Genomic DNA, 13,890 nt, shown 5'->3' with positions numbered 1-13,890 from the left:
TTGCACAACCGCGAGGACGAACGCCAGCGGGGATTGCGCGCCTGTTGCCGGCCCACGGGGGCAGCCCGGCAGCGCTCTGATGCGGCCTGCGTGTCCCGGTTTACCCCTACAGACGCGAAGTAAATTCTTAGGCTTAAATCAGATTTTTCCGACCAAATCAGGTACATGAACACTGTGCTGCGGGCCACCGTGGCGACCGCGTTTCGATCAGCGATTTGTCTCGATCAAGGATGATAAGGATATGGGTCTGACCAGCAGTATCGCCAACATGGAAACTCCACCCTTCTACTTCGAACTGGGGCAGTTGATCTCCAGTACCGGCCATTGCGGATTCGCCAGGGACATGCTGCAACTGGTGGACAAGCTGGTGCCGGTCAGCCAACTGCTGCTCAGTGAGTGGACCCTCGACGAACGCCAGGCCAGCTCCCTGGCAATCACCTTGCTGGGGCGGGCCGGGCTGCAGGAGGACCAGCCTCTGCCGGAGCCCCCGCGACGCCATGATCCGCTGCTGCACAAGATGCTGGAAATGGACGACTCGCTGCTGATTCAGATGAATGCCCAGGCCCAGGGCGGAACATCGCGCCACACCCCGCACCAATGCCATCTGGTCTCGCGCAAAGCCAACCGCCGCTGTGTCATCGCCCTCTACCGCGAACCCTCCCAGGGCGGTTTTTCCCTGGCCGAACTGTCCTTTCTCAAGAGCCTGTCGGCGACCCTGCTGCCGCTGTTGGAGCGCCATGCCCAACTGCACCGGCAACAGGCCCTGAAGAACCTGCGCAGCTGGAGCAGCCGCCCCCTGGATGCGCGTCAGCAGACGCCCCTGCAACGGGAGTTCGACGAACGCCTGTCCCTGGGGGACATCAGCCTTTCGGCCCGGGAAAAAGAAGTCTGCCTGGGGCTGTTGACCGGAGGCACGGTGCCGGAAATGGCCCAGCGCCTGAGCGTCAAGAACAGCTCCATCGAAACCTACCTCAAGCGTGCCGCCGCCAAGCTCGGGGTCAGTGGCCGCCACGGCCTGGCCAAGTGGATGGTCGGCGCCTGAGGCGCGGTTCCGCGCCCCTGTCGTCCACCTTCAGGATGTCCTTGTCACGAGGCTGATATGCGTACCCCTCCATTGATCCTGGCGGCCCTGGCCCTCGGCGGCTGCTCGCTGATCCCGGACTACCAGCGCCCAGCGCCGCCGGTTGCTGCCCATTACCCTCAAGGCCCGGCCTACGCCTCGGCCATAGGCACCGCGGGGGCCGACTGGCGCGGCCTGTTCCAGGACCCCTTGCTGCAACAGTTGATCCACAGTGCCCTGGACAACAACCGCGACCTGCGGGTGGCGGCGCTGAACGTCGCGGCCTATCAGGCCCAGTACCGCATCCAGCGCGCCGACCTGCTGCCGGCGGTATCGGCCAGTGTCAACGGCAAGCGCCAGCGGCTGCCCGAGCAGATGACCGGTGGCAAGGCGCTGATCAATTCCAGCTATGGGGCGAACCTGGGCATCAGCGCCTACGAGCTGGATTTCTTCGGCCGCATCCGCAGCCTCAGCCAACAGGCGTTGATGACCTACCTGTCCAGCGAGCAAGCCCGGCGCAGCGCGCAGTTGAGCCTGGTGGCCAATGTCGCCAGCGCCTACCTGACCTGGTGCGCCGATCAGGAACTGCTGGAACTGACCCGCAAGACCCTGGCCGCGGATGAGCAGAGCCTGCGTTTGACCACCCGCAACGGCCATGCCGGGAAGATCTCGGCCCTGGACGTGGCCCAGGCCCGCACCCGCGTCGACAGCGCCCGGGCCAACCTGGCCCGCTACCAGCGCCAGGTGGCCCAGGACCTGAACAACCTGACCCTGTTGGTGGGGGCGCCCCTCCCCGCCGACCTGCCCCAGCGCAGGCTGGCCGAAGGCATGTTGGCCCAGGTGCCCGCGGGCCTGCCTTCGAGCCTGTTGCAGCGACGCCCGGACATTCTCCAGGCCGAGTACCAACTGCAGGCCGCCAACGCCAACATCGGCGCGGCAAGAGCGGCGTTCTTCCCCAGCGTCAGCCTGACTGCCAATGCTGGCAGCTCCAGCAAGGAGCTTTCCGGGCTGTTCAAGGGAGGGGCTGGCGGCTGGACCTTTCAACCGCAGATCAACCTGCCGATCTTCAATGCCGGCAGCCTGCGCGCCAGCCTGGACTACGCCCGGCTGCAGAAGGACATCAGCGTCGCCCAGTATGAAAAGGCGATTCAGACCGCCTTCCAGGAAGTGGCCGACGGCCTGGCCGCTCGCCAGACCTATCAGCAGCAATTGATCGCCCAGGGCAATCTGGTGCAGGCCAGCCAGGACTACTACAACCTGGCCGAGCATCGCTATCGCATCGGCGTGGACAGCAACCTGGTGTTCCTCGATGCCCAACGCTCGCTGTTCAGCGCCCAGCAGGGCCTGATCAACGACCACCTGGCGCAGCTGCTGGCCGAGGTCGACCTGTACCGGGCCCTGGGGGGCGCCTGGAGCGCAGCACCGAGCCTGGCCGGCACTCAGGCACAACCCTGACGCGGTCCTCGGCTTGAGGTCCGAATTGAGGTTCTAGGTTGGAGGGGGAAGTAGCGGCTAGCGGGGGATGTTGAACGCATCGAACCTGAAGTGCCGACCCGGCCAGCCAAGGGCAGTAGGCAGAACACGGACCGGGCAGGCAGGTATTGCGATGTTGCAGCCCGCCCTGACCAGAAACCACCACTGGGCATGGAGCCTGTGGTGGCTGGCCGGGCGAACGGGGCAATTCTAAGCGGCGGTCCTGGCAACGTATGTAAGAAAATTCTTATTCCTGCATATCCTCAGTCGCGCAGTCGACGGGGATAAAACCAGAATCTTCCAAGAATGCTCGGGACCGCCGCTGTCGCCCGCGGTCAACGGGTGCCCGGCACCAGATCAAGGATCTCCTCGATGCCCAGGCAACGGGGTTCCACCTCCAGGGTCCGGCCATGTTCGAGAATGCCCACCGCCACATCACGCATGGCCATGTAGGCACTGCGCAGCATGTGGTTGGCGTAGATCACCGCGTTGAAGCCGGCTCCTTCCAGCTCGTCGAAACTCAAGTGGGCATAACTGGTGGGTACGCAGATCAGCGGCACCCGCGGGCATTGGCGACGGAACTGCCGGGCGAATTCGAGAATCTCCAGGCCGTCCTTTTTCCGACTGTGGATCATGATCCCGTCGGCGCCGGCGGCGACATAGGCCAGGCAGCGCTCGATGGCATCGTCCATGCCCTTGTCGAGGATCAGGCTTTCACAGCGCGCGATGATCAGCAGTTCTGCATGGCTGCGGCTGGCGCAGCCCACGCGGATCTTCTCGCAGAATTCCTCGATGCTGTCCTGGACCTGGCTCACGGCGGTACCGAACAGGGAGTTCTTCTTCAGCCCGCACTTGTCCTCGATGACCACCGCCGAGACCCCGGCCCGGTCCAGCATCTTCACGTGGATGGCGAAGTGCTCGGCCTTGCCCCCGGTGTCGCCGTCGAAAATCATCGGCAGCGAACAGACATCGAAGATCTCGCGAATGCCGTGCAGGCGGTTGCTGGGCGAGAGGATCTCGATGTCCGGCAGGCCCTTGTGGGTCGAGTCGGTCAGGGAACTGGACCAGATGGCGTCGTAACTCAGGCTGGGCCCGGGCCCGCGCTCCAGCCTGGATTGTTCGGCCAGCAGCGCCGAGATCGGGCTGTGGGCTTCAAGGACCCGCAGACAGCGCTTGCGGCGCAGCAACTGGCTGAGGTGGGTTCGGCGAATATCAGCGTCCTGCATGGGATTCACGCGCCTCTTGTGAGTAGGAACAGCGGGTTGGCTGCGGCGGCCAGGGCTCAGGGATGGGTCATGTCCAGGGCCACCACATAGCGGTCGAAATCCGCGGCCGAAACGTAGCCAAGCTGTTGCGCCACCTCCCGCAGGGACTTGCCCTCCTGGTGGGCGGTCTTGGCGATGATGGCCGCCTTGTCGTAACCGATGTGCCGGTTGAGGGCGGTCACCAGCATCAGGTTCTTCTCGATGTTGGCCTCGATCCGCGCCCGGTTGGGCTCGATGCCCACTGCGCAATGGTCGTTGAAGGCGCGGCAGGATTCGGCCAACAAGGTGATGCTTTCCAGTACGTTGTGCACCATCACCGGCTTGTAGACGTTGAGCTGGAAATTGCCCTGGCTGCCGGCGAAGGCCACGCTGGCGTCGTTGCCGAAGACCTGGGCACAGACCATGGTCAGCGCCTCGCACTGGGTCGGGTTGACCTTGCCCGGCATGATCGAAGAGCCCGGCTCGTTCTCGGGAATGTCGATCTCGCCGATGCCGCAGCGCGGGCCGCTGGCCAGCCAGCGCACGTCGTTGGCGATCTTCATCAGGGCCATGGCCAGGGTACGGATCGCCGCCGAGGTGTTGATCAGCGCGTCATGGGCCGACAGGGCGAAGAACTTGTTGGCGCAGGACTTGAACGGGTAGCCGGTGAGCTCGGCGATGATTCGCGCGCACTCGTCGCCGAACTGCGGGTGGGAGTTGAGCCCGGTGCCCACCGCCGTGCCGCCGATGGCCAGGTCGTAGAGGCCGCCGAGGTTGAGTTCGATGGCTCCCAGGGCGTAGTCGATCTGTTCGACCCAGCCGCCGATTTCCTGGCCGAGGGTGATCGGGGTGGCGTCCTGCAGGTGAGTCCGGCCGACCTTGACCACGTCGCGATACTGCTGGGATTTTTCGAACAGGGTGTCTCGCAGGGTTGCCACCCCGGGCAGCAGGGTCTCGAAGATTTCCGTCACCACCACCATGTACATGGCCGTGGGAAAGGTGTCGTTGGACGATTGCCCACGGTTGACGTGATCGTTGGGGTGGATGGGCTTCTTGCTGCCCAGCTCGCCGCCGAGCATCTCGATGGCCCGGTTGGCGATCACTTCGTTGGCGTTCATGTTGGACTGGGTGCCGGAGCCGGTCTGGAACACCACCAGCGGGAAGTGATCATCCAACTGCCCGCTGATGACTTCGTCCGCCGCCTTGACGATGGGCAGCGCGATGGCCTCGGGCAGTTCGCCAAGCTTGAGGTTGGCCAGGGCCGCGGCCTTTTTCAGGATGCCCATGGCACGGATCATCGGTGCGCCCCACTGGAAGCGCGAACGGCCGATGGGGAAGTTGAGGATGGAGCGCTCGGTCTGAGCCCCCCAGTACCTGTTGGACGGTACGGAAATGGAACCCATCGAGTCGGATTCAAGACGCATGTTCATGGTTCTCCAGTCTTTGCTATGCAGCACAGTCAGTCATGGGAGGCCGGGCCGTCGCCGCGCCCGGCATGGTTTGCAGGGGCCCTACGCCTTGAGCACGGAGGCCATTTTTTCCAGGTGCGCGCAGGCCCGCACCACGTACTCGTCGGAGAGCGCGGCGATGCGCCGGTAGTCGATCTGCTGGCCGGTGGCCTGGGTGTAGAGCTTCAGGGCGTCGGTGGCGTGGCGGAAATGCCGGGCCTCGACGGCGCCGCAATGGACGCTGAGGAAACCGGCGATGCGGTTGGCCTCCCCCGCCGGATAACCGCAGGACTCGCGCAGCCAGTTCTTCCACAGCGGTGTCATCAGGTTGTATTCGCCGGTGTTGAACAGCTCGGTCAGGGCCATCATCTCCAGGGCTTCCACCAGATTCGGCGCCAGGGGGCGCTTCTCCCCGACCCAGGTGGAGAACTCCTTGGTGATGGGGTTCAGGTACTTGTCCTGCAGGCGCCAGTTGTCGGAGCCGCAGATGGCCGAGGCCATGCGGTGGTACAGCTTGGAATGGTGGGGATGGCCGTGCATTTCGCCGAGGCCGACATCTTCGACGATGATCTCGCCGCAATGCCGGGCGGCCTCCAGCAGCTTGAGTTTGTTGTCGTCGCCGGGCAGGTCCGCGGACTCCTGCAACAGCCGCACGATGATGCTGGACACGGCGTGAGCCGCGCCATCAGGGCTGCGCCAGCCGCAGAAAAAGGTGCACAGCGAATCCTCGGACCAGCGGCTGGATGTCATGCGCTGATAGGTCTGGCAGTAGCCGTCCAGCTTGTCGGGATGGTTTTCAAAGCCGGTCAGCAGGGCCTCCACCAGATTCCGGTCTTCGACATCCACCAGGGCCTGGTGCACGTAGCCGATGAACGCTTTGCGGGAACTCTCCATGTTTCTCTCCTGTATTTATTGTTCACTTCACGGACAGCAAGACGAGCGACGCCACCCGGGCCACCACAGGGGCGCGGGAACAGCGGTGATGACGGTGCAACGGCGGGCGACTTGAAGCGCCGTCAGTCCATGACGATGGCCGACATGAACTGGTTGAAGCGACCCAGCCCCTCGATCAACTCCTGGTACTCGACGGCGTAGGAAATCCGGATGCAATGCGGGTCGCCACACCCCGAGCCCGGGACCACGGCGATATGCGCCTCGGTCAGCAGCAGGTCGGCCAGGTGCTCGACATCCCGCACCTGCTCGCCGCGGTAGTAGCCCCCCAGGCGGGAGGAGACATCCAGGTAGAGATAGAAGGCCCCTTCCGGTGGTGCGTAGCGGATGCCTTCCAGGCGATCCAGGTAGGTGCGGGCAGCGTGCAGCTGCCGTTGCAGGAACGGATTGACCTGGTCGGCGAACTGCGATGAATCGGCGTTCAGGGTGTTGAGCGCGGCGTATTGGGACAGGCTGCTGGGGTTGGAGGTGGTGTGGCCCTGGAGGTTGTGCATGGCCGCGATCACCGGCGCCGGGGCGCAGGCGTAGCCGATCCGCCAGCCGGTCACTGCCTGGCTCTTGGAAAAGGAGTCGATCAGCACGGTTTGCGGTTTCAGCGCCGGGAACAGCGAAAGGATGTTGTGATGCTCATGGGGCTCGCGCACCAGGCCGCGATAGCACTCGTCGAACATCACCCAGAGCCCCTGGTTGAAGGCCAACTGAGCGATCGCCAGCAGTTGCTGGCGTTGATAGACGGTGCCCGTGGGGTTGTTGGGGGTGTTGATGACGATCATCCGGGTGCGCTCGCTCAGCGCGCCCTGCACCGCCTCAAGGGTCAGCCGGTAGTCGTCGCCCCGGGTCTCGACCAACACGGGCGTGGCGCCCGCCAGGCGGATCTGGGTGGGAAAGGTTTCCCAGTACGGGGTCGGCACGATCACCTCGTCACCGGGGTTGAGCAGCACCATGCAGGCGTTGTACAGGGCCTGCTTGGCCCCGGCGGTCACCGCCACTTCATTGGCCGCAAAAGTCACGCCGGTGCGCTGGCTGACCTGCTGGGCGAGCTTTTCCCGCAGGGCCGGCAGGCCAATGGGCGGGGTGTAGCGATTGCGCGCGTTTTCGATGGCGTCGATGGCCCCGGTGCGCATGTCCTGGCAGGCGTCGAAGGACAATTCACCGGCGGCGAAGTTGATCACCTTGACCCCGCTTTCCTTCAGGGCGTTGGCTTTGCTGCGCATGCTGGACGTACCGGGGGCACTGAGGCCCAGGGCACGCTTGGACAAGGAAAATCGGCTTGCAGTGGCTTCGCTGTTATTCATGTTCTTACCTGCGAAAACGATCTGGAAACAAGGCGCCCCGAATTCGGGAAACACCCTGCGCAGCCAACCTGGATGGGGGCTCCAGCCAGGTCTTCTTACATTCTGATGACAGTCAGAATGTCCGGCCAATACCGTTTGCGTCGTGATTGATACTGCAAAAGTAAGAAATATCTGATGGCCGCGAGGCCCCTGCCGCGAGCCCGGGCGCAGAACGCATCAGGCCCGGGCAGAACAGCCCCGGGCCTGATGATTCAAGGGTCGACAGCAAGCATCAGCCAGGGCTGGACAATGCCCGAGCATCGGCGTCCAGGCCGCGCTGCACGTACCAGGACAGCGGCAGCGTCAGCAGCAGCGTGGCGGCCAGGGCCATCACCGCCAGGGGTATCCCGGTAACGTCCCCCAGGCTGCCGAACAGCACCGGGGCCAGCGCCCCGCCACCGATGGTGCCGGTATAGAACAACGAGAACGCATGCTCGCGTTTGCCGGCCCCCGCCAGGTCCGGCACCGCGCCGTACAGCACCGAGGAGGTGCCGTTCAGCGCCAGGCCCAGCAGGGGCAACATCAGCATCAGGCCGTTGTAGGGCAGAAATACCGCCAGCACGATCAGGCTGGCGGTGGTGAATTCGGTGATCCACACCGTCTTCATCATGCCGATGCGCGCCCCCAGGTAACCGCACAGCAACTTGCCGAAGGCGCCGCCGACAAACAACAGGGTCAGGGCCAGGCCGATGCCGGCGGTGCCGGCGCCCTTGGCCTTGAGCAAAAACGGCAGGAAGGTCAAAAAGCCCATGCGCACCGCACTGTCCAGGGTGCCGGTGAGGATCAACGCGCGCATTCCGCTGGCCGAGCCTTGGCCCTTGACCGCCTTGGGCGCTTTCTCGCTCATGGCCGCGGTGACGGCCCGGGAGGGAATCAGCCACCACAGCAACAGCGCGGCGGCCAGCCCCAGGAGGCCGATCAGGGTGACACTGGCGCGCCAACTGATCACCGTCAGCAACAGGCCCACCAGACCGGGAATCAGGGTCTTGCCGATGTCCCCGGCAAAGTTGTACTGGGACAGGGCCTCCTTGACCCCGCCTCCGGCTTCATGGGTGTCGGTGATCAAGGAAGACGCCAGCGGATGCTGGGTACTGGCCCCCAGGCCGCCCAGCAGCAGGGCCAGGAGCAACACGCTCAAGCCCCCGGCCTGCCCCGCCAGCAGGTAGGCCAGCCCGGCCAGGGCCGTGCCGCCCACCAGCAGGCGCTCGCGGCCCCAGCGCTTGGCAGCACGGCTGGCCAGCAGTTGGAACCCGGCCATCATCCCGGAATAGGCCCCGCGCAACAGGCCGATCTGGGCATAGCTCAGGGCGAACTGCGCCTGCCAGATCGGCAGCAGCACGTAGATCACATCGGTGAGACCGTCGTGTACCGCATGAGCACTGCAACCGGCCACCAGGGAGCGGCGACGTACCGAAGTGTCGGTGGCCGGCAAGGCCTCCAGGGAGGCGCTGTGTTTCAGGTCATTCATCTTGGGGGCGGGCTGCGAGGTCGAAGGGATAGGAATCAGTCACAGGATAGGCAAGCCAAGGCCGGCCACAAGCCCCGTTGCCAGGGCCGGGCCGCACGCCATCAGCGCAACAGTTGGGTGCAGTCGCGCATCACCCGGGCCTTGCGCTGCAGGTATTCGCAGAAGATTTCCCGCGCTACGTTGGGGTCGACACGCACCTGCATGGCATCGACGAATTCCTCGACCGCCGCCACCGCATGGGCGAAGTGGTTGCTCTCGGTGCCGCCGGTGTGCACCGTGACCCAGGCCACGGTGGTCCGGGCCTTTTCCGCCGGCACGCCCATGTCGCGTACGAACCATTGCTTGTACAGCGGGTGGATGAACTCCACTTCACCGTGGGTATAGACCTCGTGGATCAGGGTGGTCAGCAGGCCCTGGAGCAGATCGCGATCGCGCAGACGGCGGAAGTCGGTCCAGTCCTTGAAGCCTTGCGCCGAGGGCAGGCAGTTTTCCTTGAGCAGCCACTGATCGTCGCCGCAAATGGGCGTTGCCATGTTGTAGAACAGGTCTGAATGCAGGGTGTTGCCCAGAGCGCCCAGGTCTTCATCGGTAATGCGCTGCAGGCTGCCGCAGGCGCGATAGAGGCCGTCGGCGGCTGCCGAACCCTGCCCCGAGCGGGCCAGCAAGGTGATGCGGTTGGCCAGGCCGGACACGCTAGTGGCGGAATTGTTGGTCTTCGACCAGCTGGCAAAGAACTTGCGCAGCACGGCAGGCGCGTGGCGGCGCGAGGTGAGCTTCTCGAAGGCATTCTCGATGTCCACCAGGGCGTTCTCTTCGCTCCAGAACGCCTCGAACAGCGCATGCTTCAAGACACTGGCCGGCATGTCGTTCAACACAGGTTCGACAATCTTCAACAACTGGCTCTGCCGGGTCAGTACGTTATTCATGGTCACCTCACGTATTCCTTGTTGGATGATGCATCTAGGGGGTTCACCGGCCTGGGATCGGCGACCGGTGCTTCGGGTTCGAGGGGCTTCCAGCCGCCCCAGGCAATCAGCAGCGACAGCAGTTGGAACACCACGATCAGCGCCACACAGCCCTGCCAGCCCCAATGGCTCCAGAGCAGTGCCGGGACCACAGCGCCGAAACTGCCTCCCAGGTAATAGAACGTCAGGTACAACCCCACCGCCCCGGCCTTGTTGTGGCGGGCGGTGGCGGTGGTAAAGGAGTTGGCGGCGGCCTGGGCCATAAACACCCCGGTGGAACTCAAGGCCAGGCCCAGCACGATCAGCCACAGCGAAGGCAACAGGGTCAGGGCCGAGCCGCCGACCCCGAGCAGGGCCGCGACCTTGAGCAACTCGGCCTGGGGCCGGGATTTGCTCAGGCGGCCGGCGATGGGAATCACCACCAGTGCCAGCAGGAATACGCTGTAGATGGCCCCCAGGGCCGCGGCGCCCAGGTCGAAGGGCGGCAGGCTGAGGTAGAGTCCGGCGTAAGTGAAGGTGGCCACCTGGGAGAACAGCACGCAGAAGCCCACGCCATAGGCCGCCAGCAAGGGCCGGCGGCACAGCTCGCGCAGATCCCGCATGCGGTTCTGTGCACGGCGGCTGACCACGGGCGCATTGGCCGGCAGCAGGAAATGGATGGCCACGCCGATCAGCAGACTCAGGCCGGCCAACAGCGCGAAGGCCTCGCGCCAGCCGACGTACTCGGTCATGAAGCCGGTGACGAAACGTCCGGCGAAACCGCCCAGCACGGTGCCGGCCACGTAGAGACTGGTGACTTCGGTGACGGTGCCGCCGCTCCAGCGATCGCCGATGTAGGCCACGCTGGTGGCGAACACCACCGGGATCAGCATGCCTTCGATAAAGCGCCAGAACAGCAACTGGGCAAAGCTGCCGGCACAGGCCGCCAGCAGCGCCGGCAGCGCCAAAAGCAGGGACGCCAGGACCATCACCGAGCGCTGCTGGAAACGGCCGGTGAAACGGCTGACAAAAGGTGCGGTGATGGCCACCGCCAGGGTGGTCACGGTGATGCTCCAGCCCGCGTCCCTGATACTCACCTGAAAGCTCTGGGCGAACTCCTGAAGAATGCCCTGGGTTGCATACAGGTTGAGAAAGGCCGCACAACCGCACAAAAACAGGGCGATGCGAGCACAATGCTGGCGCGGATTCATGAAACCTCTCGTTTTATGACGAAAGGCCTTTATAAAATACCCCGCGACCCCAAGACCAATACCGATTTACGACCGATCAATACCCAGGGAACAGGATGCTCGATCTACGCAAGTTGCGTTACTTTCTGACCGTCGCCGAGGAGCTGCACTTTGGCCGTGCCGCCCTGCGCCTGCACCTCGCGCAACCGCCGCTGACCCGGCAGATTTCGGCACTGGAAGCCGAACTGGGGTTTCGCCTGTTCGACCGCACCAGTCGCACCGTCTCCCTCACCGCCCAGGGCCGGCACTTTTTGCCTTACGCCCGGGCCGTGCTGGAACAGGTGGACCTGACCCAGGTCATGGCCAGCAAGCTGGCCAAGGGCAGCGCCGGGCAACTGGCCCTCGGCTACGCCAGCTCGATCGCCCTATCGGACCTGTTCAGCCAGGCGATCCAGGCCTTCGCCCAGCGCTACCCGGACGTGCAACTGACCCTAGTCGAGGGCGCGTCGGTCAGCCAGTGGTCACAGATCGTCGACGGGCGAATCGATATCGGCATGAGCCGGATGCAGCCACCCAGCGAGCAGAGCGAAATCCAGGCCCTGTCCCTGGGGGACGAACCCCTGGTGGCGGCCATCTCCAGCGACAGCCCCCTGGCCGCCCAGGATCAGGTGACCCTGGCCGAGCTCAGCGAACACCCGTTGATCCTGTTTCCGGCGGACTACGGCTCGGGGCTCAACGAGGCGATCGAACAACTCTACCGGCGCAACGGCCTGCCCCTGCGACCGGGCCCCAGCGGCCGGCAGATCACCTCGATCATCGCCCTGGTCGCCGCCGGCCGGGGCATTGCCCTGGTGCCCCGCTGCACCCAGACCCTGGCCAAAAAAGGCGTGACCTACCGACCGCTGACGGACCCCGGCGCCACGGCGCAACTGCTGGTACTGACCCGCAAGCAAGGGCGCAGCCAACTGGTGGACGCCTTCATGGGGGTGCTCGACGAATTGCTCCAGGCGCAACCGCAATCTGTGGGCGCTAGCGGCATGCCACCCGGGCCTCTGCCCCACCTCCAGCGATGAGCAGATCGTTGCCATTGACGTCGCTGCCCACAAACTCTCTGCTGTAGGCATGCACCTGCAAAGGTCTGCTAGACACTTCGACAGTCTTGGCAACTGGTCAGCCGCTGATGCAGGCGTATATTGATAGTGTCGATCCAAGTAGTTGAGGCGATAAAAGGTCGCCAATGGTGGGACAAGCGAGAGTGCTGGGGGCGCTAGCGGATAACCCGAAACGCTGGAGGTGTCACATGAGGCAATATCAACGACTCTTTCTGATCGCAGGTCCCACCATGCGTCACTCGCCGGCGATGGAGCGAGCAATCGCCCTGGCCGACGCTACGGGCGCCGCGCTGCATATCGCAGTGTTCATCGAAGACTTCGACCTTATGCGGTTAATGAGCAACAGCGAACAACTTCGTGAGAGTTGCCGGCAGGAGAACCTGCAGTGGTTGACGGATGAGGCCGAACTCATGCGCAGGCAGGGCATCAACGTGACCACCGAAGTTGCAGTGACCCGTGACCCGCTGCAAGCAATCCTTGAGCATGTGGCTGAAATGCAGCCGGACCTGATTATCAAGGACGTACATCATGAATCAGCGCTCAAACGCGTATTCGTCACACCTTTGGATTGGCAGTTGTTGCGTCAATGTCCGACCCCCTTACATCTGGTCAGCGAAGTCAGGTGTCCGCTTCCTCGGATGATTGTGGCGGCGGTTGATCCATCGCATCCAGAGGGTCAGATCAGCGGAATCAACGACAGCATCATTCAGGCGGCGAACCAACTGGCGACGCAATGTGAGGCTGAATTGCACATGCTGTATGCCTATGAACTGACACACACACATTTCTCTGATGCGGGTGCCGGCGCCGTGACGATGCCAGGCTTCAGCGACGACGTGCGCCGGTCACTTGAAAAGTGCTTCATTGCCTTGGCGGAACGCCATGGCGTGCCACCTGAGCGGCGACACTTCATTGCAGGGCCGCCAACCAAAGCGATGGCCGAATTTGCCACTCATACTCGAGCAGATGTCTTCGTAATGGGAAATACTCATCACAAAGGGGTGGACAAGCTTATTGGCAGTACTACGGAGCATGTTCTGCATCAGGTGCCGTGCAGCGTTCTGGCCATCACGGGAGAAGCGGATCAATGAACGAAAAAACCGCCACTATCGCAGCCGGCTGTTAATGCTGATGTGGTTTTGACCCAAGTTGCGGACTTGCGCTGCCCCTTGGGTGGTCTGTGAAGACATGCACAAGTCCATCGATTACGGAGTATTCAGGTAGGTCGGGATTTCAAATAGCCTGGAGGATCAAAACCGCATTAGCGCCAATAGTCGTCGTTGTTCAAGTTATTGGAGGACGAGGAAATTTCCGTGTTTTTTATTAAGAACCCAATCGAAATAGGCATCGTCGCCCCAAAAAATCCAACTAACCTACATACCCTCTTATTCTGCAGCGATGAGCATAGCTAGGCTCTGTACGAAAAGCCTTGATACTCGGTGATGCTGCGTTGAAAACGGTCTCGTGCGCGAGTCCGATCGGAATGCTCATTTACAACCCGTAAACTCCGCTTCCTCGACCGTTTTCGCCTTGCCTGACCTTCGTCTCAAAACTTTTCGTACAGAGCCTAAGTAGATGCCTAGCTTGTGTAGCGATCGATGATGAGTTTTTCAATTCAGTCATCACCCTCCAAATGTCAGTTTTCTGCCTAGACTTGCTCTTGTCC

General features: G+C 63.2%; 11 protein-coding genes. 4 read left to right on the top strand and 7 right to left on the bottom strand.

Annotation, left to right across the window (positions count from 1 at the left end):
- The first annotated feature begins 241 nt into the window (after nucleotides 1-241).
- On the top strand, nucleotides 242-1,042 hold the full coding sequence (locus tag PQT43_RS27510) for a helix-turn-helix transcriptional regulator (protein WP_253084578.1): 801 nt from the start codon (nucleotides 242-244) through the stop codon (nucleotides 1,040-1,042).
- A 57-nt stretch (nucleotides 1,043-1,099) separates the two neighbouring features.
- The gene (locus PQT43_RS27505; protein WP_253084577.1) at nucleotides 1,100-2,515 is read left to right on the top strand and encodes an efflux transporter outer membrane subunit; all 1,416 of its coding nucleotides are present in this window, start codon (nucleotides 1,100-1,102) and stop codon (nucleotides 2,513-2,515) included.
- 353 nt (nucleotides 2,516-2,868) lie between these two features.
- On the opposite strand, the gene aepX is transcribed toward PQT43_RS27505, so the two are convergent.
- The 7 genes from aepX to PQT43_RS27470 all read right to left on the bottom strand — a co-directional run bounded on the left by aepX (nucleotide 2,869) and on the right by PQT43_RS27470 (nucleotide 11,133).
- Entirely contained in the window at nucleotides 2,869-3,759 is an 891-nt protein-coding gene (gene aepX / locus PQT43_RS27500; protein ID WP_110652615.1) for a phosphoenolpyruvate mutase, read from the bottom strand.
- A gap of 56 nt (nucleotides 3,760-3,815) precedes the next feature.
- Nucleotides 3,816-5,201: a class II fumarate hydratase gene (gene fumC / locus PQT43_RS27495; RefSeq protein ID WP_110596843.1), complete on the bottom strand. Its 1,386-nt coding sequence runs from the start codon at nucleotides 5,199-5,201 to the stop codon at nucleotides 3,816-3,818.
- Nucleotides 5,202-5,288: 87 nt separating this feature from the next.
- Nucleotides 5,289-6,119 (bottom strand): hypothetical protein, encoded by an 831-nt coding sequence (locus PQT43_RS27490; protein ID WP_102882422.1) that lies wholly within the window; start codon nucleotides 6,117-6,119, stop codon nucleotides 5,289-5,291.
- A gap of 122 nt (nucleotides 6,120-6,241) precedes the next feature.
- Nucleotides 6,242-7,471, bottom strand: a complete 1,230-nt coding sequence (locus tag PQT43_RS27485; protein ID WP_102863602.1) for a pyridoxal phosphate-dependent aminotransferase — start codon at nucleotides 7,469-7,471, stop codon at nucleotides 6,242-6,244.
- 271 nt (nucleotides 7,472-7,742) lie between these two features.
- A complete protein-coding gene (locus PQT43_RS27480) occupies nucleotides 7,743-8,978 on the bottom strand; it encodes an MFS transporter (protein WP_253084576.1) in 1,236 nt (411 codons plus the stop codon).
- A gap of 101 nt (nucleotides 8,979-9,079) precedes the next feature.
- Entirely contained in the window at nucleotides 9,080-9,904 is an 825-nt protein-coding gene (locus PQT43_RS27475) for a hypothetical protein (protein WP_102882425.1), read from the bottom strand.
- 2 nt (nucleotides 9,905-9,906) lie between these two features.
- A complete protein-coding gene (locus PQT43_RS27470) occupies nucleotides 9,907-11,133 on the bottom strand; it encodes an MFS transporter (protein WP_272755150.1) in 1,227 nt (408 codons plus the stop codon).
- A gap of 95 nt (nucleotides 11,134-11,228) precedes the next feature.
- On the opposite strand from PQT43_RS27470, the gene PQT43_RS27465 reads away from it, so the two are divergent.
- The gene (locus PQT43_RS27465) at nucleotides 11,229-12,185 is read left to right on the top strand and encodes a LysR family transcriptional regulator (protein WP_102863606.1); all 957 of its coding nucleotides are present in this window, start codon (nucleotides 11,229-11,231) and stop codon (nucleotides 12,183-12,185) included.
- A gap of 227 nt (nucleotides 12,186-12,412) precedes the next feature.
- On the top strand, nucleotides 12,413-13,315 hold the full coding sequence (locus PQT43_RS27460; RefSeq protein WP_110596825.1) for a universal stress protein: 903 nt from the start codon (nucleotides 12,413-12,415) through the stop codon (nucleotides 13,313-13,315).
- Nucleotides 13,316-13,890: the final 575 nt, after the last annotated feature.

It is taken from the genome of Pseudomonas sp. BLCC-B112 (assembly GCF_028550695.1).
GTDB classification, from domain to species: domain Bacteria; phylum Pseudomonadota; class Gammaproteobacteria; order Pseudomonadales; family Pseudomonadaceae; genus Aquipseudomonas; species Aquipseudomonas danubii.
The sequence above is the reverse complement of the archived record's forward strand: the minus strand, read 5'-3'. Positions and strand labels throughout refer to the sequence as shown.